20 protein-coding genes, 1 tRNA gene and 1 riboswitch are annotated in these 21988 nt (G+C 64.5%); of the genes, 6 read left to right on the top strand and 15 right to left on the bottom strand.

What is annotated here, in order from left to right; all coding sequences use genetic code 11:
• Positions 1-36: 36 nt before the first annotated feature.
• Together RF638_RS11710 and RF638_RS11715 are read left to right on the top strand one after the other, a co-directional pair.
• A complete protein-coding gene (locus RF638_RS11710) occupies positions 37-795 on the top strand; it encodes a thioesterase II family protein (protein ID WP_368842094.1) in 759 nt (252 codons plus the stop codon).
• A 113-nt stretch (positions 796-908) separates the two neighbouring features.
• A complete protein-coding gene (locus RF638_RS11715) occupies positions 909-1553 on the top strand; it encodes a 4'-phosphopantetheinyl transferase superfamily protein (RefSeq protein ID WP_368842095.1) in 645 nt (214 codons plus the stop codon).
• Here RF638_RS11715 and RF638_RS11720 read toward each other — a convergent pair.
• The 4 genes from RF638_RS11720 to RF638_RS11735 all read right to left on the bottom strand — a co-directional run bounded on the left by RF638_RS11720 (position 1550) and on the right by RF638_RS11735 (position 9009).
• On the bottom strand, positions 1550-2950 hold the full coding sequence (locus tag RF638_RS11720; RefSeq protein ID WP_368842096.1) for a heparan-alpha-glucosaminide N-acetyltransferase domain-containing protein: 1401 nt from the start codon (positions 2948-2950) through the stop codon (positions 1550-1552). The genes RF638_RS11715 and RF638_RS11720 overlap by 4 nt on opposite strands.
• On the bottom strand, positions 2947-7032 hold the full coding sequence (locus tag RF638_RS11725; RefSeq protein ID WP_368842097.1) for a Pls/PosA family non-ribosomal peptide synthetase: 4086 nt from the start codon (positions 7030-7032) through the stop codon (positions 2947-2949). The genes RF638_RS11720 and RF638_RS11725 overlap by 4 nt, the downstream gene beginning before the upstream one ends.
• Positions 7033-7284: 252 nt before the next feature.
• Positions 7285-8220, bottom strand: coding sequence for a hypothetical protein (locus RF638_RS11730; RefSeq protein ID WP_368842098.1), 936 nt, complete (start codon positions 8218-8220; stop codon positions 7285-7287).
• Positions 8221-8343: 123 nt separating this feature from the next.
• Positions 8344-9009 (bottom strand): hypothetical protein, encoded by a 666-nt coding sequence (locus RF638_RS11735; protein ID WP_368842099.1) that lies wholly within the window; start codon positions 9007-9009, stop codon positions 8344-8346.
• A gap of 106 nt (positions 9010-9115) precedes the next feature.
• On the opposite strand from RF638_RS11735, the gene RF638_RS11740 reads away from it, so the two are divergent.
• From RF638_RS11740 to RF638_RS11755, 4 genes are all read left to right on the top strand, one after another.
• Positions 9116-10264: a sensor histidine kinase gene (locus tag RF638_RS11740; RefSeq protein ID WP_368842100.1), complete on the top strand. Its 1149-nt coding sequence runs from the start codon at positions 9116-9118 to the stop codon at positions 10262-10264.
• Positions 10261-10953, top strand: a complete 693-nt coding sequence (locus tag RF638_RS11745; RefSeq protein ID WP_368842101.1) for a response regulator — start codon at positions 10261-10263, stop codon at positions 10951-10953. The genes RF638_RS11740 and RF638_RS11745 overlap by 4 nt, the downstream gene beginning before the upstream one ends.
• Complete coding sequence (locus tag RF638_RS11750; protein WP_368842102.1) at positions 10937-11494, top strand: transposase; 558 nt, start codon at positions 10937-10939, stop codon at positions 11492-11494. The genes RF638_RS11745 and RF638_RS11750 overlap by 17 nt, the downstream gene beginning before the upstream one ends.
• Before the next feature lie 189 nt (positions 11495-11683).
• Entirely contained in the window at positions 11684-12106 is a 423-nt protein-coding gene (locus RF638_RS11755) for a hypothetical protein (RefSeq protein WP_368842103.1), read from the top strand.
• A gap of 215 nt (positions 12107-12321) precedes the next feature.
• Here RF638_RS11755 and RF638_RS11760 read toward each other — a convergent pair.
• The 11 genes from RF638_RS11760 to RF638_RS11810 all read right to left on the bottom strand — a co-directional run bounded on the left by RF638_RS11760 (position 12322) and on the right by RF638_RS11810 (position 21906).
• A tRNA-Ala gene (locus tag RF638_RS11760) sits at positions 12322-12394 on the bottom strand.
• Positions 12395-12559: 165 nt separating this feature from the next.
• Positions 12560-12976, bottom strand: coding sequence for a ribosome silencing factor (gene rsfS / locus RF638_RS11765; protein WP_259915747.1), 417 nt, complete (start codon positions 12974-12976; stop codon positions 12560-12562).
• Between the two features lie 31 nt (positions 12977-13007).
• Positions 13008-14045 carry a hypothetical protein gene (locus RF638_RS11770; protein ID WP_095798205.1) on the bottom strand — a complete coding sequence of 346 codons (1038 nt, stop codon included), beginning with the start codon at positions 14043-14045 and terminating at the stop codon, positions 13008-13010.
• Positions 14042-14749: a nicotinate-nucleotide adenylyltransferase gene (gene nadD, locus RF638_RS11775; RefSeq protein WP_254049386.1), complete on the bottom strand. Its 708-nt coding sequence runs from the start codon at positions 14747-14749 to the stop codon at positions 14042-14044. The genes RF638_RS11770 and nadD overlap by 4 nt, the downstream gene beginning before the upstream one ends.
• A gap of 45 nt (positions 14750-14794) precedes the next feature.
• Complete coding sequence (locus tag RF638_RS11780) at positions 14795-15046, bottom strand: hypothetical protein (RefSeq protein ID WP_095798207.1); 252 nt, start codon at positions 15044-15046, stop codon at positions 14795-14797.
• 85 nt (positions 15047-15131) lie between these two features.
• Positions 15132-16439, bottom strand: a complete 1308-nt coding sequence (locus tag RF638_RS11785; RefSeq protein WP_095798208.1) for a glutamate-5-semialdehyde dehydrogenase — start codon at positions 16437-16439, stop codon at positions 15132-15134.
• 80 nt (positions 16440-16519) lie between these two features.
• On the bottom strand, positions 16520-17791 hold the full coding sequence (gene proB, locus RF638_RS11790) for a glutamate 5-kinase (protein WP_095798209.1): 1272 nt from the start codon (positions 17789-17791) through the stop codon (positions 16520-16522).
• Entirely contained in the window at positions 17784-19382 is a 1599-nt protein-coding gene (gene obgE / locus RF638_RS11795; RefSeq protein WP_368842104.1) for a GTPase ObgE, read from the bottom strand. Before obgE ends, proB begins: the two co-directional genes overlap by 8 nt.
• A gap of 163 nt (positions 19383-19545) precedes the next feature.
• Entirely contained in the window at positions 19546-19800 is a 255-nt protein-coding gene (rpmA, locus tag RF638_RS11800; protein ID WP_095798211.1) for a 50S ribosomal protein L27, read from the bottom strand.
• 44 nt (positions 19801-19844) lie between these two features.
• Entirely contained in the window at positions 19845-20156 is a 312-nt protein-coding gene (rplU, locus tag RF638_RS11805) for a 50S ribosomal protein L21 (protein ID WP_095798212.1), read from the bottom strand.
• Between the two features lie 211 nt (positions 20157-20367).
• Positions 20368-21906, bottom strand: coding sequence for a bifunctional hydroxymethylpyrimidine kinase/phosphomethylpyrimidine kinase (locus RF638_RS11810; RefSeq protein ID WP_259915738.1), 1539 nt, complete (start codon positions 21904-21906; stop codon positions 20368-20370).
• Positions 21894-21988: riboswitch (TPP riboswitch) on the bottom strand. Its footprint overlaps the gene before it by 13 nt.

Raw genomic sequence — 21988 nt, forward strand, 5'->3', positions numbered from 1 at the left:
GTGTGTTCAGCTCGGCACGGTGCTAGCGTGCCGAGTATGGCTACCCACAATGTTCTGGCCCGCTGGGTGACTCCCGGCAGTCACCCACAGCGCCGACTCGTCTTCTTTCCCCACGCTGGTGCGGGCGGGTTGACGGGGCGTTCACTAGCCGCCGACGACGCCGAAGTCCTGGCCCACCGGCGGCCCGGTCGTGAGGCCCGCATGGCGGAACCGGCGGCATCGTCCGTGGAAGAGGCGGTACAGGAAGCCGTCGAAGCGCTGCTACCCACCCTCGATGCCGATGACCTGCCCACCGATGTCCTGGGGCACTCTTTTGGTGCGCTGCTGGGGGCGGAGTTCGTGGCCCGCATGGAACGCGATCGCCCGGGGCGGATTCGCCGCTTAGTAGTTTCGGCGAAAGTCCCACCGCCTGACCCCAGCCCGGAGCTCTCCGAGGCCTTGCGCGACGACCAAGCCCTCGTGGCATGGCTCATAGATCTGGGTGGCACTCCCCCGGAACTACTGGAAGACCCCGTGATGCGCTCCATGGTGCTGGACCCACTGCGTGCCGACCTGACCGCTTCTCTCGGTCATGACCGGGAACCACCCCTGTTGAATACCCCCCTGCTGACGGTGACCGCAGACGGAGACGCCACCGCTCCGGCACAGGACGTCGATTCCTGGAGCCATTTCACCACCGCCCCTGTGGGCACGCTCCGCTTGCACGGCGGACACCATGCGCTCTTCGAGCAGGCCGAATTACTGCACCAAGCGTTACGTGAACCGGGCTCGAGTCCTTCAGCCCCTGAACGATGACCCTCGCTACGAGGCGCTGGAGTGGCCGTGAGGAACCAGACTGGGCCGAGTGGCGTCGGCGATTGCGGAACACCCCGCCGGACCTGAAACTACACCTCGTGGAGCTACGCGACGTGAGCCGTTGGGCCTCACAGGCGGTGGGGTGGCTTTCCGAATCCGAACTGACTCGCGCCCAGGACCTGCGAGACGAGACTGCTCGCCGTGAGTTCCTGGAATCTCGGGTGATTCTGCGCCGGCTGCTGGCTCTCCGTTTGGGCTGTGAACCCGAGGCTGTGGACCTGCCCCGGGATTCCGCGGGCGGTGCCCCGGCTCCCGCGCGACCCCGTACCGGTGAGGGCGGCGCCGGCGCGCGGAGGGTCCACTATTCACTCGCCCGAACTCCCGGCTACGTCGCGGTCCTGATCGGGAATCGCGCCGTGGGAGTCGACGTGGAACGGCGGCAATCACCGGCCCAAGCTGATTCGTTGCTGCGGGTGCTGCACGCCGCGGACCGAGCGCGCCTAGCAAACGAGCCGGAGCGACGTCGTCCCCGCGCGGTGACCGACGCGTGGGTGCGACTCGAAGCGCTCCTGAAGGCCCGTGGCACGGGCCTGTCCATTGACCCGTCGACCGTGAGTGTGGGGGCAGCGCCCCGGGTGCGCCACTCCGACGGACTGATCGTCATGGGAGTGCGCACCCGGCGCGGTTCTCGGCTGCATGTGGCCGTCGCGTGGCTCGAGGATCCCGAGGGAATCCGCGAGCTGACGGTGGGCGGCTAAGAGTCCTCGGGTTTCCGGACGACCGCCAGCCCGACGGCCTTGGATGCCCGGGTGACCACGCGTTCCAGAGGACCGCTACCCAGAGCCTGCTGCCAGGCGGTCGCTACGAGTGCCGCGACGGCCATCTGCACGAGGTACCAGAACCACGGCATGGGGCTCACGTCCACGAACGTGAGGAACACCAGGTGCGCCGCGTAAAGGGTGAGCGTCATGGACCCCAACGCGGCCAGCGGAGTGAACCACCGGCCGATCGCCCTGCTCGCAATCAGGAACGCGCCGAGTGCGACCATGGCGAGCCCCGCCGCGCCGATGAGAGCGAAAGGCGTGTTGGTGTGCGGCCCGGACAACAACAGCCACTGCCACGTGGTGGTGGGTAGCTGAGGGTCGGGGCCGTAGACCTGCGCGGTCCACACGTCCTCGCTCGTGAGCCAGGGCGTAGCTTCGATCAGCGCATACTCCAAGTCGAACCGGTACAGCATCAGCAAGGAAATGCCCTTGCCGACCGCCGCCACGACCGCACCAATGACCACCAGCAGAACCTGGATGCGATCCCGCGTCAAAGGCATTCGGCCCAGGGCCATGCCCAGGCAGATGAAGGCCATCCACGGCAGCGCCGGATACGTACCGGTCAGGAACAACTCCGCGAGCACCGTGGTCGGTTCGGTCACCAAGTCCAGCGCGTCCGGATTGGCGTGCACGTGGGCCGGAATGTGATCCAGCGACCACTGCATGAGGAACGGCGAGCCCACCGCGAACGTCACGGCGGAGACCAGCAGCCACCGGACGGACAGCATGGTGAACGGGATCGCAAGCAGGAACATCAGGCCGTAGTAGATCAGGATGTTGTAGGCCGGGATCGCCAGGAAGTTCAGGGACAATCCCACACCGAACAACAGCATTGCCCGCACAACCAGGGACACGCGTGACCGGGCGGCGTCCCGGCCACGGCGCGGGTTGCGGCCGCCGGTCAGGAACGCCAGGCTCACTCCGGCCAGGACTGCGAACAAAGCCGCCGCGTTGCCGCCGAACAGGCTCCACGTCCAGGTCGGGTTGCCGGCGGCGTCCGCGGTTGCGGGCAGGGTATGCACCGCAACCATTCCCAGCAGCGCGAACCCGCGCGCCACATCCACGCCCACGATACGGCGACTCGTGCGCCGGCCGTCCGCGCTGGGCACATTGCGAATGGCCGCACCCTGACGGGGTGCCGCCGCGGGAGTGGGGGCCGGGGCGGTGATGATGGGAGTCTGGGCTGTCCACAGCTCATTCTCCGTGACCGGTTCGGCACGGTCCTGGCCCTCACCCGTCCATACCTGGCGTTCCGGCCGGGGTCCCGGCGCCGGGCGATGCCCCGGGGGTAGGTACCCCTCAACCACAACTTTTGCTGATTGCTCGCTCATTTCACGGCCTCCTGCGTGTCTGCGCTGTGTGCCGCAAGTGTGGTGTTCGCGGGACCTGCCCACGGTGCCATGCGGATGTTCGATGCGTCATAAATGGGTACGGGTTGGCCCGTCACGGGCGGGCCCGGGTTCACCTGACAGCTGATCGCCTGGTCTCCCGGTTCGAGGTGCTGAATGGGATTGCCACCCCAGTTGCCATCACCCGGAACGGTCTCCTGACGCATGACCAGCGATCCCGGCCCCACGGTGGAGCGGTCTTCGATCGTGGCACCGGGGAGCACAAAGCTGTTCGGTCCCAGGGTGGAACCCTGTTTCATGGTCACGGGTTCCAAGCGCATGATCCGATCGTGGAACAGATGTGTCTGCAACACGGTGCCTCGGTTCACGGACACCCGGTCCTCCAGTTCGACCAGGTCGAATTCGGGCAGCCACCAGGTCTCGCACCAGACGCTGCGGCCGATCTTGGCGCCCATGAGTCGGGTCCACATGTTGAACATGGGCGAACCGATGCTCAGGCGAATCAGTGACGGCACGGCCAGCGACTCGGCAAAGACGTCTGCCAGCTCATTGCGCCACACGAAGGAACTGAACAGCGGACGTTCCCCCGCGCGGAAGCGACCCATGAGCGACCACTTGACCACCACGGGAACCAGGCACGCCAGGGTACTGGCGACGATCAGCACCGGTCCGGACCAGAGGAAGGTATAGAGCACACCGCTCAGCCCCTGCCCGTGGGTCATGAAAATGCTCGTCAGGGTGAACACGATCAGCAGATCGATCCACGCGGACACCATGGCGGGCACCACGCGGAACAGCTCCACGAATGCCCGGGCGGCCTTGAGTCGGTGTGGTGGCTGGAACGTCACGTCGGCGGCGGCGTCGGCCTGGGCACGCGCGATCGGCTCGGCATTGCGCCCGAGCCACGAGGACCCGGCCGGGGCTCGGTGGGGAGCCGAACTCAGAACGGCCACTAGCACGTCGTTGGGCAGGTCTCGGTCCGGCCCGACGATCGCGGAGTTGCCCACGAACGTCCGCTCACCAATCACCGAGGTGCCCACGTTCAACCATCCGAAGCCGGAACGATGCGAAGCCACCAGGGAATGGTCCGCAAGGAACGAACCGTCCTTCAACGAGGTGAGATGCGGAATCGATTCCATGGTGGAGATCTCCACGTTGCGTCCGACCCGCACGCCCAGCAGCCGCATGAACCACGGGGTCACGCAGGAGGCGTAGATGGGATAGGTGGAGATCAGAGTCCGCTGCAGCAACATCTCCGTGAACCACGTGGCCCACGCGACCTTGCCGGTGTGCGGGAAGTAGCCCGGAGTGATCATGTCCGCCACGAACCGGATGCAGCCGGCCACGAGCAACAACCAGGTGGCCGCCGTCAGCACCGTGAAGACAGGAACCCAGAGTGCGAGAAAGGAGAAGACCTCTTCGTAGCGCTCCGTGAAAATGATGTTGACGAGGGCCAGCACTGACCCCGGGATGATTGCCAGAAGCGGCAGCAGAGAGATCAGCGCTACGCCGCCCGAATACGCCAGGTGAGCTTGGAACTTACCCCACGCACCCAGTCCGGGAACCTCCTGCGGGGCCACCGCCGGCCAGGTCTGCCCGGCCACCCCCAGGTGCTCCAGGGGCGATCCGCCCCACAGTTCACCGTCAGGAACCGTTCCGCTCACGTGGGAACCGGGGGAAATCTCGGCCCATGCGCCCACACGGCTGCCGGGGTCCACGAGTGTTCGTGTCCCCAGGCGGGCGTGGGCACCAATCTCGATGGCTCCCACGTGGAGGGTGTCGTTGTCCAGCCAGTAACCGGCGATGTCCGTTTCCTGTTCCAGCGAGGCGTTCTCGCCGATGATGACCAGGCCCGTCACGGGCGGTAGGGCATTGAGGCTGGCCCTGTGGCCCACGGTGTTGCCGAAGAGCCGATGCAGCGTGCGGGCCATGGGCGTGCCCAGCAACAGCTCGTACTTGTTGAAGACCACGAGTCGTTCCGCGGCCCAGATGCGCAGATGGGTCCAGCCACCACGCGGATAATGCCCCGGCTTCAGCCCCGCATTCAGGATTCGTATGGCGGCGGCACCGAGGAGGACCCGCCCCGGCAGTGAGAACATCACGAGCCAGCCCAGGAACAACGGCCAGAACGGAGGCTGCGGCACCCAGGCCGCGTCCACCACCACGGAGAGCACCCACACCACGATCAGCGAGCCCATCACGTAGCGCAAGCCGTTGAGAATGCAGAGCCCCACCAGGAAAGCGCCCTGGACCCAACCGGTCCACCCCGGCATACGTTCCGGATCGACCTTGGAATCGGTCGACGCCTCCAAAGTCTCCAGGTAGGTGGCCATCCCGCGCAGGGTCGGGTCCGCATAGATGCGGGCAATCTCGGTGTCCGGGTGGCTCTGCCGCAACGCCGACACCAACCGGGCCACACCCACAGAGCTCCCGCCCAGGGCAAAGAAATCACTGTCCGCGGTGAACGGCAAGGGACCCAATTGGTCCGCCCACAGCTCCGCGAGCCACTCCAGATCCGGGTCGAGGTCCGGCTCTCCGTCCCCGCCCGAGTTCGGCAGGGGCCACGGCAGCGCCTTGCGGTCCACCTTTCCCGAGGTCTTGAGCGGTAGTTCGTCCATCAGGCACAGCGCGGGCACGAGCTGCCCCGGCAACCGTTCGGACAACCAGACACGCGCCTGTGCGAGGTCCACGGAGCCTTCTGATTCGGCGACCAGGTAGCCCGCGATCACGCTGCTGCCGCCCGGAGTGGAGTGCACGGCGCACGCACCGGCGCGCACCCCGGGTACCCGAGACATGTGGTCGTCGATCTCGCCGAGCTCAAGTCGACGCCCGGAAACCTTGACCTGGTCATCGGCGCGTCCCGCGAAAACGAGACCTTCTTGGTCCGCGCGGACCACGTCACCCGTGCGGTAGGCACGTTCCCACCCCAGGGCGGGCAGCGGCGCGTACATTTCCGCGTCCTTGGCGGGGTCCAGATAGCGACCCAGGCCGACGCCGCCCACGATCAGTTCACCGGTTTCGCCCCAGGCCACCGGCTGACCCTCGGAATCCACCACCGTGAGTTCCCACCCCGGAACGGGAAGGCCGATCCGCACGGGATCCTCACCCGTCAGGATGGCCCCGGAGGCGATGACGGTGGTTTCCGTGGGGCCGTAAGTGTTCCAGACCTCTCGACCCGGACGGACCAAATGCTTGGTGAGTTCCAGCGGGCAAGCCTCACCGCCGAAGATCAGCAGCCGCACGGTATCCAGGGCCTCGCGAGGCCACAGCGACGCCAAGGTCGGGACGGTCGATACCGCGGTGATGTGATGTTCCACGATCCACCGCCCCAGATCCGGGCCGGAGCGCACGATGTCTCGCGGTGCCGGAACCAGGGTGGCACCGTGGCGCCAGGCAAGCCACATTTCTTCGCAGGACGCGTCGAAGGCCACGGACAGTCCGGCCATGACGCGATCCCCCGGTCCCAACGGCCGGCGTTGCAGGTACATCAGCGCCTCGGCGTCGACGAGCGCGGCGGCCGAGCGATGAGTGATGGCCACGCCCTTGGGCTTACCGGTGGAGCCCGAGGTGAAGATGATCCAGGCGTCGTCGCGTGTGCGTGGTGACCCGATGTCATTGGTGGTCTTGACCTGCTCAACTCGAGTGAGGTCAAGGTTCCGACCGAAAATCGCAGCGACTCCGGCTTCTTCCCATACGGTCCGTGCGCGCTCATCCGGGTCGTCCCAGTCGACGGGCACGTAAGCTGCGCCCGCGAATAGCGTGGCCAAGATGCCAACGTAGAGGTCGATACTTCCGGACGGCACGCGAATCCCGACCCGGTCCCCACGCCCCACGCCCAGATCCCACAGCCTCTGGACATGAGTTTCGATCAGGTCTTCGAGCTCGCCGTAGGCCACTCGCTGGTGTTCGTCCTCAAGGGCGATCGCATCAGGGAACTGCGAGACCGTGTCGAGCACGATGTCGACCAAGGTGCGTGCCTCGGGAGGCTGTTCCACCGGGTAAACGGCGCGGTCTTCGGCTATGTCTATCGGTGATCTGTCGTGAATCGTGTGGTGGTTTTCCACGGACAAGGCTTCCCCCAAACGGATAACCATTGGACACAGGGGTAGCCGGGCTCCGTCGACTCACAACGGCGATCCATTGGCGATGCGAAATTCATCCGGACCAGTCCCCCGACGGTCCGGAACGCGCGTCGCATCAACGCGCCCGCTCATTAGACAGCATCCCCTGCTGATTATATTGTGCGTTTAACCGTACATCGCAGCAGGTCAGACAACAATTTACGTGAAAAACGATTCAGTAATTGCGACCGGATCTCAGCCCCGAGCGGCCTTCATCAAGTCGTCCAGGATGCGCGCGTCCGGCATGTCGTAGTGATCATGACCGTCCAGGATTTCCAGATCGACTTGCTCGAAACCCTTGTCGTCATAGAAATCCGCACCCGACACCGCTGCACTCAATGCGTCAAACGGCGCTGATTTGGTGGAACCGTCATCTTTTTCACCCGTGACCCACCACAGCGGCATGTTCTCCAGCTGAGACTCAGTGGCAGCTTTATCGAGGGCCTCGGGGGCTCCCCCGCCGCCGACTAGGGCAGCACCCTGGGTCACCAGATCTCGTGGTCCGGCGAGGATGCCGTAGCTGAGCATTTCGGCGCCACCCGAATAACCCATCCAGGTGATGCGATTCCGGTCCACGGGGTAATCCTGCAGGATCCGATCTTTCACCAGGGACGTCAGCCAGTCGCGGTTACCTTTGAGGTTTTCCCACCAGGTGGGCTCCTGGACCCTGTCCGGTGTGCGAGGCACCACGAGCAATGCATTGTGGGATGCAGCCACGGCGGCCAGGCACGTGGTTCGGCCGCTGGGATCGTGGTATTCCCTGGCGCCGTCGCCATGCAGGTGCATCACCAGTCCGACGGGCTTGTTCGTGTTCACGCCTCCGTCAATCACGTGATACTGCCCCGTGAGACCGTTGTGAGTGAAGGTCTGAGCCATCTCCCCGAGTTCTCCCGCGGCGGAATAGGTGCTGCCCGCCCGAAAGCTCGCATCAATGATCTGCGTGGGTTCAGCGCGCGGGTCATCGGCCGCAAGACCGTAGGTCGTGCAGCTGACAGCGGTGGGTTCTTCACCGGGATCGAGGGAGAACATGAGGGGGGAAAGAGCAGTTCCCGTTGCCAACACGAGAGCAGCGCCGAGCGCAACGCGAGCGGTGACAGAAAGGGAGCCGTCCCCCGTACGTCGGGTCGGCATGGAGCGATTCTAACGGTGTCTACGCACCCCTAACGAACTGGACGCGGAGTTACCTTGAAATAGAGAACTGCCCCGCCATCAGGCGGGGCCCTTCTCTCAATTTCAATCGTACTGAGGATTCCCTCAACCCACAGTGACGTTGCTCGGGACCCGGTCCCCTCTCGTTGGCATCGGACGTGTTTCGTGCAGCAGCCCCACGACCAGACCCGCACAAGCACCGAGCAGGAGCAGCCCGGACAGGTAGGTTTCCCACTGTGTGAAGTTGCTGCCAACGAACTCGACAACGACGAACGCGAGCAGCACCGGCCCGGTCCATCGTGGTGCAGCACCGGAACGGAGATGGGCGATGCCGAGCAGTACCAGGCCCAACACCGTGCCAATCAAACCGACCATCATGAACGGCATCAAAGGTGGAAAAGACTGCAGCTGGCCGGCCACCAAGGCGTTGACGTCAGGATCGACCGCCATCACCTGACGGGCCATTTCGGCTCCGCTGAACACAGCGTGACCAAAACCGCCGAGCACGGTGAGCGTGCCGCCGATCGTAGCCAGCTTGGGGCTGGTCGGATATAACCAGGCCGCGACACCGGCGAAGGCAATTATGCAGGCGAGTTGGCTGAGAGACAGTGCCAGAACTGCGATCCGGGCGGTGCCGCCTGCATCAGCGACGGCAAGCAAACCGTCGTGTGGATCCGCGAAGTGGTCCGGTAATAGCAGCGTCCACACGGCCGACAACAATGCGAAGAGTACGAGACTTGCGGCGACGAGAAGTCGCAGTTTCTTGTTCATGTCTCCAGCACACCGCAGCTGGACCCGCCCGTCATCGGCCACAAGTCGCGACTATTGTCATCCGTGGGATGACGCCACGCGCACACATCTCGCCTACCGTTAACTCATGGAGCGGCACCGGCCCAGGATCGTAGATCTGATGATCGTCCTCGCGGTGCTCCTTGTCGGCCTGATGGAGATCTGGGTCCCGTTCGCTTCCCGAGCCGGGGGCGGGAACCTCTGGTTGTCATCGGCGCAGGTGGTGATCGTGGCGGCGGCCATGGTGGTGCGCCGCACCCGTCCATTGATTGCGGCCGGCGTGACCTTCGTGCTGTTCAGCGGCCTGCACATCGCCGAGGTGACCTTTCTCCTGTTCTACGGACAGTTCGTCCCGATGGTGCTGACGACCTTCGCGGTGGCCCGCCACGGAAAGTACCGGGAGCCCTACCTCGGGGCAGCCCTGATCATCGGCACGATGCTGCTCGGCGACCTGCTAGTGCCGGAATTGCAGGACCCGGACGAGATCGTCTTTCACTGGAGTGCCCTCTTCGGCGCCTACGCCCTCGGAACCTGGCAGCGAGTGATGGCAAACCAGGCTGCGCAAGCTCGGCAACGGGCAATCGATGCTGAGGTCGAAGCCACGGCCCGGGCCACCACAGCGATCCTCGAGGAGCGCACCCGGATGGCGCGGGAGCTACACGACGTGGTGGCCCACGCAATGAGCGTAATCGTGGTCCAGGCCGGTGCGGCCCAGCTCGTCACCGATGACGAGGATGATGTCCGCCGCTCGCTGGAGACGATTCGCAGCACCGGGGCCAACGCGCTGGCTGAAATGAGGCGGTTCGTCACGATGCTCCGGGACCAGGACGAGACCGCCCTGCGCGTCCCGCAGCCGGGGCTGTCTGCGGTCGAACAGCTCGTGCACGATGCCAGGGCGAATGGTCTTCCGGTCACCTTCGAGGTGCGTGGCACGCCAAGGGATCTCCCGGCGGGGATTGACCTTGCGGCCTATCGGATCGTCCAGGAGGCGTTGACCAACGCACGGCAACATGCGTCGGGGGTCTCGTCGATCGAGGTGATTGTCGATTACGCCGGGGGTGCGCTGCACCTGGGGGTCCATGACGACGGGATGGCCGTGGCTCAGACCTCCGGTAAGGGTCACGGCCTGATCGGGATGCGAGAACGGGTTCAGCTCTACGGGGGGTCTTTACGCGCCGGGCCGTCGGATACTCGCGGCTTCCTGGTGGATGCCGTTCTGCCCCTGGGGCCACAATGACTATTTCGGTGTTAATCGTCGACGACCAGGAGCTGCTCCGGGAGGGTTTCCGGCTGATTCTGGAGAAATCGGGTCTTGACGTCGTCGGGGAAGCCTCCGACGGGGTCGAGGCCATTGAGCGCGCTCGGACCCTGTCGCCAGATGTCGTGCTGATGGATATCCGAATGCCGCGCCTGGACGGGATCGAGGCCACCCGCCGGATCGTGGCGCAGCAACCCTCCACCAGGGTGCTGGTGCTCACCACCTTCGATCTGGACGAGTACGTCTACGACGCCGTTCGGGCCGGGGCGTCCGGCTTTGTCCTCAAGGATCTGCGCCCGGCCGACCTCGTACGGGCCGTGGAGATTGTCTCGCAGGGTGAGGCGATGCTCGCTCCACAAGTGACACGCCGGCTGCTCGAACAGTTCGCGCCGGTGCCCTCACGGGCCGTGGCGTTGCCTGCACTGACAGGGCGCGAAACCGACGTGTTGCGGCTGGTCGCGACCGGAATGTCTAACGCCGAGATCGCCAGTCACCTGTTTCTCAGTGAGGCAACGGTGAAGACCTACGTCTCGCGGTTGCTCGCCAAGCTCGGGGTTATAGGTCATAAACGTGGTGCTGTGTGGTCCTGGTTGCCTGTAATGGCGCGGGGAAATCGGGGTGCTCATACTCTGAGGCGTATATCCAGGGAGGATGCTTGCATCTTCTGAGGTATGTGATCTGTGCGGCGGGGCGCTGAAAAAGAACGGGAAAACCGCCGCGGGAGCCCAACGATTCAAGTGCACCGGTTGCCGGGCCACGACCTCCACCACCCGCCGGCGCCGTGATGTGGCCCGCCGCCACGAACTCGAGGCGTTCCTTCCATGGCTCATCGGTAAAGACAGCCAAGCCCAGGCAGGCAAACGAGCCGGGATCAGCGCCCGTTCTTTCCGACGCCGCATCCAGTGGTGTTGGTCGATCAGCCCGCAGATCCCGATCACCGGTGAGATCTACGACCAGGTCCAACTCGATGGGATCTATATCGGCTCCTGGTGCTGTTTGATCGCTCTCAGCCCCACCGGGGTGATCGGCTACCAGTGGTGCGATACCGAAAAACGCCCCGCCTGGGAAGCACTACTGGCCCAGATCCCCGCCCCAACCGTGGTCATCCACGATGGCGGGCCCGGTTTGATCGCGGCCAGGAAATACTGTTGGCCCCACACCCGGGTCCAACGCTGCCTGGTTCATCTCCAACGCAACGTGCGCACCTAGCTCAGCACCCGGCCCCGCACCGGGCCCGGACGAGAGCTACGACGCCTATCACTGTCCCTGACCAAGATCACCACCACCGCCCAGGCCGCCGCCTGGCTGGCCGCGTTAGCGGACTTCCATCACCGTCATCACGGCTTCATTTACGCCCGCACCCACCGGCAAGACCACCACGGGCCGCTACCACGATGGGTGCGCGCCGGGCAGAAATCCTGGTACACCCATGACCGGGTCAGGAGGGCCTACACGCTGCTGGAACGATGCGCCCAACACCACGAGCTGTTCACCTACCTCGACCACGACCTCGACTTTGAGGTCGCCTCGAGCACTAACCAGCTCGAGGGCGGAATCAACGCCGGTATCCGGTTGGTGCTCCACCATCACCGAGGACTAAGCGAAGACCACGCCAAACGGGCCGTGGAATGGTTTCTCTACCTCAACAGTCAGAACCCGAGCCCGGCCCATCACCTGATCGAAGACCACCACTACCAGCCACCCATGACGGCCACGGAGGATGCCGAGGAAGAAGTCGGACCGGCCCTCTACGACACCGCTACCACCGCCGAAGAAGGCCTCTGGGACAGAGCCGGATGGGCCGGACGGCACCACCCCTAAACCCCCGACACACCCGAACCAGCACCACGTTTCTGGCCTATAACCCCAAGCTCGGCCTGCGCGACCGCGTGCAGTTGGCGGTCCTGGCCTACGAGAGCCGGCTTGTTCATCCCGGATCAGGGTGACAGTTCAAGCTTTGATAACCCGGACGCGGGATATTCCGGGAAATGCAGAATGCCCCGCCATCAGGCGGGGCATTTCTGGATATTCACTTGTGGAGCTAAGGGGACTCGAACCCCTGACCCCCTGCATGCCATGCAGGTGCGCTACCAGCTGCGCCATAGCCCCGTGCTTTACCTCGAAGACTTTACCACAGTCGTCACGCCCAACCTTTGGCGGTTGTTCGTACATATTCTGTGGCGTTCCCCGTGGGCAACGCATTTATCCTAGACAGTCATTTACCCGCCGTGCAAATCGAGTTTGCCCCCGCGTGGCCGCCCGGATACCAAGCCGTTATTCGGCGTGGGAGGTGCCCGGAGCGGCGTCGGCATTCGAGGTGGCCGCCTGCTCGGGAAGGTTCAGGGAGATCTTGGGGCTGTCACCCCAGAGCCGCTCGAGGGCGTAGAAGGCGCGGTCCTCGTCGTGGAGCACGTGGATCACGATGTCGCCGAAATCGAGCAGGACCCAGCGGCCCTCTCCGCGGCCTTCGCGGCGCAACGGCTTGACCTTGTGCTCCTGGATGAGCTTGTCCTCGATGGCGTCGACCACCGCGGAGACCTGTCGTTCATTCGGCGCGGAGGCGACCATGAACGCGTCGGTGATCGCCAAGGAATCGCTGACGTCGAACGCCACGATGTTCTCTGCCTTCTTCTCGTCCGCGGCCAGGGCGGCGGCGCGAATGATCTCGACAGATTCGGGGAATGCAGTCACAGAGTTGTGAGTCCTTTCAGAGGTTTTGGGATTAGAGCACAAAGATGATGAGTACCGCGATGAGTGCGGCAATGACCAGGAACAACAGGACGAGCAGCGGAACGAGCGGGCCCGATTTCTGCTTGTAATCGTTGGGTTCGAGCAGTTCCAGCCCCTGGGCGTCCACGGCGCGAACGGGCGTGCCGGGCGCGCTGACCTGCTCCGAGGGCGTCGGTTCCGGTGCGCTGGGGGTCGCCACAGGCAGTGCCTTGACCTCGCTTGAGTGCTCGCGTTCGGGCTGGGGTGCAGGCTTGGTATCGCCCACGGCCGCGGCATCGACGGCACGGTCCTGGGGCGACGACGCCGCTCGCACAGGTTCGTCCCGCGGTGCAGCTCGGTCTTCCGAAGACTCCGCCGCTGCCGCCGGTGCAGCGGCCGCCTTGGTCCCGGGCCGAGCTGGGGCCTTGGGTACCAGACTGATCGACACCGTGTTCGGGCCGGAAGTCTGGGCGAGCGGCGAGCTCGGGAACTGCCCTGGATCCACCGTCAACGGATCTGCAGCCAGCGATGATCCGATTGTCGCGGACTGCGGGAAGGACACCGTAATGGTCTCCTCACCCCCGGTCGTGGTGGAATCAGCAGCAGAAACGCCGGACTGCGTACTGCCGCCCTGTCGGGCGTCCGCGGCGCGCAGGGCTGCCTGGGCATCCTGCCGATCTTGTTCATTGGCCGCGGCGGCACGCAGAGCTAATTCCGCGAACCGTTGCTGCTTCAGGAGCAGGTCCTGATCCACTTCCCCGGAGTTGGCCGTTTCCGCTTTCTGGATCTCCTGAGCGTGGGCGGCCATTTCGCGTTGCAACCTGGCCAGCCGACGGGGACCCAACGGCTTGACGGGGCCAGAATTCACGGGGGCGTCCAGTTCGATCATGGGCGCCGGGCCGGCCACCTGTGGAACTTCAGAGGTCCACGGAGCCACCTTGGAGTCGGCTCGTTCCTCGTTTGGGTCGGAGCTGGCCGATCCGGTCGTGACCGGTTCCTGCTGATCCCCGGAATTCTCGGGATTGTTCTTCTCGGAACGAGGCTCACTCACGTCATGCTCCTGCTGGTTTCTTGATGTCCGTTCTCAGCACCACGCTCGACGGTCGCCAAGGAAGTGGTCGACGTGTTCTCGTCCTGGACATAGAGACCGTATTTGTTGATGTACTGCACCACACCGTCCGGCACCAGGTACCACACGGGCTTTCCCTCTTCGACACGAGCGCGGCAGTCCGTGGACGAGATCGCCATGGCGGGAACGTTCAACAGGGACACGCTGGATGATCCCACCGGCGCGGCCAGTTCATGCCCCGGGCGAGTGACACCCACGAAGTGCGCCAGGTTCCAGAGCTCGTCCGTGCCCTTCCATGTGAGGATCTCCCCCATGACATCCGCACCGGTGATGAAGAACAGTTGCGCATCCGGCCGTTGCCGCGACAGATCGCGCAGCGTGTCAATGGTGTACGTGGGGCCATCGCGGTCGATGTCCACACGGGACACCGTAAAGCGAGGGTTGGAGGCGGTCGCGACCACCGTCATCAAATAGCGGTGTTCGGCGTCCGAGACCTGTTTACCGGCCTTCTGCCACGGCTGACCGGTGGGCACGAAGACCACTTCGTCCAGGTCGAAGACCGAAGCGACCTCGGACGCCGCCACAAGGTGACCGTGGTGGATGGGGTCGAAGGTGCCACCCATCACGCCCAGCCGGGTTTTACCCGGCTGGCGCGGTGGGATGTGCAATTCGGTGCCTTCAGCCACGGCTGAAGAATCGATCGGATTCACGCAGTCAGAATTACCGACGGCTCAGTGCTGACGCGGTGAATTGAGGTCGTTGATCATTGCACGCTCGTTGGCGGGCAGTTCCGACGGGTCCTCGTATTGGCCGATCTCCGGGCTCTTGCCGCGAGGAGAGAAGGAAACCGTGGCGATCAACATGAGGATGAACAAGATGAACGCGATCACGCCGAACATCTCCGTGGGGATGGGCAGTTCGTTCACCACATGGTGTCCGCCTTCTTCGGCGGACAGAGCGGCGTTGTTCAACAGGTGCAACATGTCTGTGCGGTTTCCCTTCTGCTACCGGGCGGTTCCGGTGTCAACAGTGCGATCCGCCCGGGGGCGGTTGATTACATGGTACTTGTCAGGAGCGCACGTGGCCGTCACCCTGGACAACCCACTTGGTGGTGGTCAGCTCTTCCAAGCCCATGGGGCCGCGCGCGTGCATCTTCTGAGTCGAGATGCCGATCTCGGCTCCCAGACCCAGCTGACCACCGTCGGTGAATCGCGTCGAGGCGTTGACCATCACGGCCGCCGACTCGATTTCCGCGACAAAGCGCTCCGAGTTGGTCAGATCGTTGGTCACGATGCACTCGGTGTGACCGGTCGAGTATTTGGCGATGTGCTCAAGCGCCTCGTCCAGGGAGTCCACGACATTCACGGCCATTTCCATGCCCAGGTACTCGGTTTCCCAGTCCTCCTCCGTGGCCTGCAGGTGGTCCGAACCCGGGGGCAGCAACTGTGCCGCACGCTCGTCCACGTGTAGTTTCACGCCGGCCTTGTCGAGGGCCGCCAGTACCTGCTTGCTGGCTTCAGCCTTGGAGTGCAGCAGCAGGGTCTCCGCGGAGTTGCACGTGGAGGTGCGGTGCGTCTTGGAGTTCACGGCGATCTTCTCGGCCATCTGCGGGGTGGCGGACTCGTCGATGAACACGTGCACGTTGCCCTCACCGGTTTCGATGACCGGCACGGTGGCGTTCTTGACCACGGACTGGATCAGTCCTCGACCGCCGCGCGGGATCAACACGTCCACCTTGCCGCGAGCACCCATCAGAGCGTTGGCGCCGTCGCGACCGTAGTCATCCACGGTCTGCACGCTGTCCACGGGGAGCTTAGCATCGGTCAGTGCGTCGCGCAGGATACCAACGAGTGCACGGTTGGACTCGAGTGCGGCGGAGCCACCGCGCAGCATGGCGGCATTGCCGGACTTCACGGCGATGCCTGCAATGTCCACGGTCACGTTGGGGCGAGCCTCGTAAATGACGCCGACCACGCCCATGGGCACGCGCATCTGACGCATCCGCAGGCCGTTGGGCAGGATTTGGCCGCGCACGATCGTACCCACCGGATCGGGCAACGCAGCCAGTTCACGCAGCGAGTCGGCGAGTCCCTTGATGCGGGCGGCATCGAGCTTGAGACGGTCCAGGAGCGCCGGCGACGTGTCGTTCTTTCGTCCGCGCTCCAGATCCTTGCCGTTCGCCTCGAGAATGACGTCGGATCGCTCTTCGATGCGCTGAGCCATGAGCAGCAGCGCACGGTCCTTCCACGCTCGGGGAGCTCGTGCGAGTCCTCGAGCAGCCTGGCGCGCGTCGTCGGCCATGAGGCCGACGCCCACCACGGGGTCTTCGCCAAACGTTTCTTGTGCGGTCAGTCCTGAAGTGTCTTTCTCGGCCAAGAGTCCTCCTGGATGTTGGTCGGTGCGGCGCCCTTGGGAGGCGCCTGCATCAGCGTACTTCTCGTAAATTTCTGCCCGGGTTACTTTGCGGGGTTCTGCTTGAGCTTGGTCTTGGCGGAACGCGGACGCAGCGTGACCAGGTTGTCCACGTGGATCAACTCGCGGGCGAATTCCTCACCGAACTCGTCTCCCAGCTCATCGGTGCGCTTACCCAGCATGCCGGGCACTTCGTCCGAGCCGTAGTTGATCAGACCGTGGGCAACCTCGTCGCCCTCCTTGTCGACCATGGACACGGGGTCACCCGCCGTGAACTTGCCGGTGACGGCGTTGACGCCCGCGGCCAGCAAGGAGCGGCGACCGCGGATGGCTTCCACAGCGCCGTCGTCGAGAGTCAGCGTGCCCTTGATGTCAGCGAGGTGTGCCAGCCAGAGTAAACGCACGTTGCGACGACCGCCGGTGGTGGAGAACCAGGTTCCCACGTCTTCGCCGGCCAGCGCCTCGTTGATGTTGCCCGCCGAGGTCACCAGGGCGGGGATGCCCGACGCCGCCGCGATACGCGCGGCCTGCACCTTGGTCACCATGCCGCCGGAGCCAACGCCCACCCGACCCACGGAACCGATCTCCACGCCCTCGAGGTCAGCGATCGGGTCGTCGATGCGTGCGATGCGTTCGCCGCCGTCCTTGGGCGGCTTGGTGTAGAGGGCGTCCACGTCGGAGAGCAGCAACAGCGCATCGGCCTTGATCAGGTGCGCCACCAGCGCTGCGATGCGGTCGTTGTCGCCGAACTTGATCTCGTGAGTGGCCACGGCGTCGTTCTCGTTGACGATGGGCAGAATGCCCAGGTCCAGCAGACGCTCGATCTGACGGTGCGCGTTCTTGTACTGCGAATGACGCATGAGGTCTTCCGCCGTCACGAGCACCTGGCCCACGGTGATGCCGTAACGGGCAAAGTAATCGGTGTAGCGCGAGATCAACAGGCCCTGCCCCACGGAGGCCGCGGCCTGCTTGGTGGAGAGATCCTTGGGGCGCTTGGCGAGGCCCAACGGTGACAGGCCGGCGGTGATGGCACCCGAGGACACGAAAATGACGTCCGTGCCACGAGCCTTCGCGCCGCCGAGTGCGTCCACAATGCTGCGGAGCGCGTTCTCGTCAATGGAGTTCTCGACTGAGGTCAGCGAAGACGATCCCACCTTGACTACCACGCGTCGTGCCTGGGGCAGCTGGGCGCGTTCGGTGATCGGAGACCGGCGGTTCTTTCCGCGGTTCTCCGTGCTCAACTGCATGGCCGACTTGGCCGCATCCTGTTCGACAGCTGCGACGTCAATCTTTTCGGTGGTCGTTTTCTCACTCATGCTCGGGGAGATCCTTTCGACGCTGATCAGTTTGGCGGCTACGTGCCTGGTCCACGGACTCGGTCCAGACACCTGCCTTGCGTTCGGCTTCGAGCTCGGCGCGAGCCTCCGCCTTCGCGTCCATGCGGTCGTAGAACTGTTCGCGCTTCTCACGACGCGTGGGACGGTTCGTTTCGTCCAACCGCAAGTCCGTACCGCGCGGGCCGCCCAACAGCTCCGCGCCTCCCACCATGGTGGGTTCCCAATCGAAGACCACGCCATTGTCTTCAGGGCCAATCAACACTGCATCACCGGGACGGGCACCGGTACGGAACAGTTCGTCCTCGATACCCAGCTTGGCGAAACGGTCCGCGAGATACCCCACGGCTTCGTCATTGTTGAAATCTGTCTGCTGCACCCAACGTTCGGGCTTCTCACCGCGCACGTGCCACAGCGGCTCTCCGCCGCGATCATCGCGGGAGATGCTGAAGCCCTTGCGATGCTCTCCACGGCGGTTGCGCACCAGTTCGGGACGGACCACTCGGGTCTGCTCGTCGGCGTCCTCGGGTGCATTCTCCGTGCGGGACTCCGCCACGAGCTCCGCCATCGCGAAGCCCAATTGCCGCAAGCCCTCGTGGGAAGCCGTGGAGACCTCGAACACGCGGTAACCGCGCTTCTCGAGATCCGGGCGGATGAAGTCCGCGAGCTCACGGGCCTCCGGTACGTCGATCTTGTTCAGTACCACCATGCGGGGGCGCTCGGTCAACGGCACGGTGTCCTGGGCGTCGTCCTGAATGTCCTGGGCGTAGTGGGCCAGCTCGGCCTCCAACGCGTCCAGGTCCGTGAGCGGATCACGTCCGGGCTCCAGCGTGGCGCAGTCGATCACGTGCACGAGTGCCGCGCAGCGCTCCACATGGCGCAGGAATTCCAGTCCCAATCCCTTACCCTGGGAGGCTCCGGGAATCAGACCGGGAACGTCCGCCACGGTGAACCGCGTGTCACCGGCCTGCACCACACCCAAGTTGGGAACCAATGTGGTGAAGGGGTAGTCCGCGATCTTGGGACGGGCCGCGCTCATGGCGGCGATCAAACTCGACTTACCGGCGGAGGGGAAACCCACCAGCGCGATGTCCGCAATGGACTTCAGCTCGAGTTCGACCTCTTGCTCCGCACCGGGTGTACCCAGCAGAGCGAAGCCGGGAGCCTTGCGCTTCTGGGACGACAGTGCGGCGTTTCCCAGACCGCCGTGACCACCGCTGGCAATCACGTACTCTGTACCTTCGCCCAGCAGGTCCGACAGCACGTTCCCCTGCCGATCCTTCACCACCGTCCCATCGGGAACGGACAGAATCAAATCCTGCCCCTTGAATCCGTGGCGAAGATCACCCTTGCCGGGCTCACCATTGGGAGCCTTCTGGTGAGGTGAATGGTGGAAACCCAGCAGCGTGGTGGACTGGCCGTCCACGCGAAGAATCACGGAACCGCCATCTCCACCGTTGCCACCGTCAGGTCCACCGAGCGGCTTGAACTTCTCACGGCGAATGGACACGCAACCGTGACCGCCATTGCCGCCAGTAGCGTGCACGATGACTCGATCGACAAAACTGGCCACGGGGCTCCTTTAAAGTCCTCGGTGCCTACGCTGCCGTGAATGCACAGCGAACACCTCTAATTGTAAAGACTAAAGGGTGAGCGCGTATCGCGCCCACCCTTTAGTGGTCGCCGTCCACGGGATACCAGTGGAAAGCGGGTGGACCCTGGGGTCCGAAAGATAATTACTCGGCGATCTGGATGTTGACCACGCGACGACCGCGGCGGGTGCCGAACTCGACGGCACCGGCGGACAGGGCGAACAGGGTGTCGTCCTTGCCGCGGCCGACGTTCAGGCCCGGGTGGAAGTGGGTGCCGCGCTGGCGAACCAGGATCTCACCGGCGCTGACGGTCTGACCGCCGAAACGCTTCACGCCCAGGTACTGAGCGTTCGAGTCACGACCGTTGCGAGTGGAGCTCGCGCCCTTCTTATGTGCCATGGTGTGTGCCTACCTTCGTTTAAAAATTGACGGGACGGGGTGACTCAGGCGTCGATGCCGGTGACCTTGACGGTCGTCAGCTCGGCGCGGAAGCCCTGACGCTTCTTGTACCCGGTCTTGTTCTTGTACTTCATGATCGAGATCTTGGGACCGCGAAGGTCTTCAATGATCTCGGCAGTGACCTTGACGTTGGCCAGGGTCTTGGCATCGGAGGTGACCTTGTCCCCATCGACCAGCAGCAGTGCAGGAAGCTGAATGGTGCTGCCTGCCTCGCCGGCGACGCGGTCAAGGGTCACGAGGTCTCCAACGGAAACCTTCTCCTGGCGGCCGCCTGCGCGGACAATCGCGTACACCACTTGGGAACTCACTTCTCTCGACATCTATGGACTACGTGTAAGGACGGGAACACACCTGGAGGACCACGAATGTCGAGACATCACGTCGCGGCGGTCAGAACTGACCGCGCCTCGCGTGGCTTTCGCATCGAACAGGAGGTGAACCCGAATGTGCCGCCTGACGGGGTGGAATTAACGGACCACACGCACGTCGGTACCCGGCACCGAAAATCTAGACTACCCGATGCGTGGAAGCTACGGCAAACGGGCGCGCCTCGGCGCGTCGAACGGGCTCCGCGAAGAACCGCAGTTCCAGCTCGCACGCACGCATGAACGCGTCCCGCATGCGCTGCCGGGTCACAGGATCCGCGGCGCTGGCGGCACGATCCACGATATCGCGGGCGCGTTCGGTGGCCAGTTGGAAATCGGGGGCGTCGTAGGTGGCCAGCCAATCCCCGTACGGGTGCGGGTCCAGCCCGGCAACACGAGCCTTCTGGGTGAGCGCGCTCCCCACGGCCGCGTAGAGCCAGTAACACGGGAGTACTGCGGCAGCACCCACGGCGTAGGGCTCACTGCCCGTGGCCGCCAACAGGAAGTCCGTGTAGGTGCGGGTCACCTCGGAGGGCGGCAGGGGCTCGGCGTCACCCAGTCGAGCGCGGTGGAGGGCGGACTCCACGGTGACGACCTCGGCCGCTCCCCCGGCGAAGAATTCTCGTTCGGTCTCCGACGGCGCCGCGGCGGCCAACGCAGCCAGGGCCCGGGAGTACACGTCCAGGTACTGCATGTCCTGATCCATGTACCACTCGAACGTCTCGAACGGCAGCGAACCGTCCGCCAATTGGGTGATGAACTCCAACTCGTTGATGTCACCACGCACACCCGCGCAGTCGCGCCACAGGGAATCCGTGAAGCGTTCACAGGACTGGCTGTCCTGCAAGGTGGCCTGGACGTGATGGAAGTGGTGCACCGGACCGTTGCCGTGCCCCACGTGCAGGCTGTCCGCGTGTGCCAGCGCACCGCGCAGCCACGCGCGTGCCGTACGCACCGCCCCCGCCCAGCCCCCCGTGCGGGCCACCACCGTGGCAATGGCGGAGGACAGCGAACACCCGGTGCCATGAGTGTTGGAGGTCGCCACCCGAGGATCGTCGAACGTCACGACCGGCTCGGTGCGGCCCGGTTCGAGCAGCGCGTCGGGAGTTCGTGACCCGGGCAGGTGACCGCCCTTGACGAGCACACGTGCGCCGAACCTCTCGGCTACGAATCGTCCTTGTTCTAGCGCCTCACTCCACGTGGTTGCGGTGGGGGCATCGGCCAGCACCGCGAGCTCCAGGAGGTTGGGGGTGATCAGATCGGCCAGGGGCAACAATGACATGAGTGCCGTCTCGGCCTCAGCCCGCAGCAAGCGGCCGCCGGCGGTGGCCACCATCACGGGGTCCACCACGGTCACCGGAGGTTTCACGGCGGCCAACCAGTCGCGGACGGTGTCGATCACCTCGACCGATCCGAGCATGCCCACCTTGACGGCATCCAGGGTGACGTCGGAGCTGACGGCCTCAAGCTGGGATCGCAGGATGTGCACGGGCGGGGTGTGGATGTCGATCACGCCGGTGGTGTTCTGGGCGACCACCGCGGTGATCACGTTCATGCCGTAACCGCCCATCGCGGCAATGGATTTCAGATCCGCGGCCTGGCCGGCACCACCGGTCGGATCCGTCCCGGCAATCGAGAGCACGCGGGGCACGGTCAAAGAATCAGAATGCGCAGTAGTCACGACATTCCCTTCGCTAGTACGAGCTAGATCAGGTTCAACGGGTGTCATCTCAGCCGCTCGTGCGGCACCCCGTGTCAGTGAT

Source organism: Kocuria sp. CPCC 205235 (genome assembly GCF_040980905.1).
GTDB lineage: Bacteria > Actinomycetota > Actinomycetes > Actinomycetales > Micrococcaceae > Kocuria > Kocuria carniphila.

Excerpts from the sequence above, each read along its gene's own strand:
- rpmA (WP_095798211.1), bottom strand. The coding sequence starts at position 19,800 with ATGGCACATAAGAAGGGCGCGAGCTCCACTCGCAACGGTCGTGACTCG.
- RF638_RS11750 (WP_368842102.1), top strand. The coding sequence starts at position 10,937 with ATGCTTGCATCTTCTGAGGTATGTGATCTGTGCGGCGGGGCGCTGAAA.
- RF638_RS11720 (WP_368842096.1), bottom strand. The coding sequence starts at position 2,950 with ATGAGCGAGCAATCAGCAAAAGTTGTGGTTGAGGGGTACCTACCCCCG.
- RF638_RS11745 (WP_368842101.1), top strand. The coding sequence starts at position 10,261 with ATGACTATTTCGGTGTTAATCGTCGACGACCAGGAGCTGCTCCGGGAG.
- RF638_RS11740 (WP_368842100.1), top strand. The coding sequence starts at position 9,116 with ATGGAGCGGCACCGGCCCAGGATCGTAGATCTGATGATCGTCCTCGCG.
- RF638_RS11710 (WP_368842094.1), top strand. The coding sequence starts at position 37 with ATGGCTACCCACAATGTTCTGGCCCGCTGGGTGACTCCCGGCAGTCAC.
- RF638_RS11730 (WP_368842098.1), bottom strand. The coding sequence starts at position 8,220 with ATGCCGACCCGACGTACGGGGGACGGCTCCCTTTCTGTCACCGCTCGC.
- RF638_RS11735 (WP_368842099.1), bottom strand. The coding sequence starts at position 9,009 with ATGAACAAGAAACTGCGACTTCTCGTCGCCGCAAGTCTCGTACTCTTC.
- proB (WP_095798209.1), bottom strand. The coding sequence starts at position 17,791 with ATGAGTGAGAAAACGACCACCGAAAAGATTGACGTCGCAGCTGTCGAA.
- RF638_RS11780 (WP_095798207.1), bottom strand. The coding sequence starts at position 15,046 with ATGTTGCACCTGTTGAACAACGCCGCTCTGTCCGCCGAAGAAGGCGGA.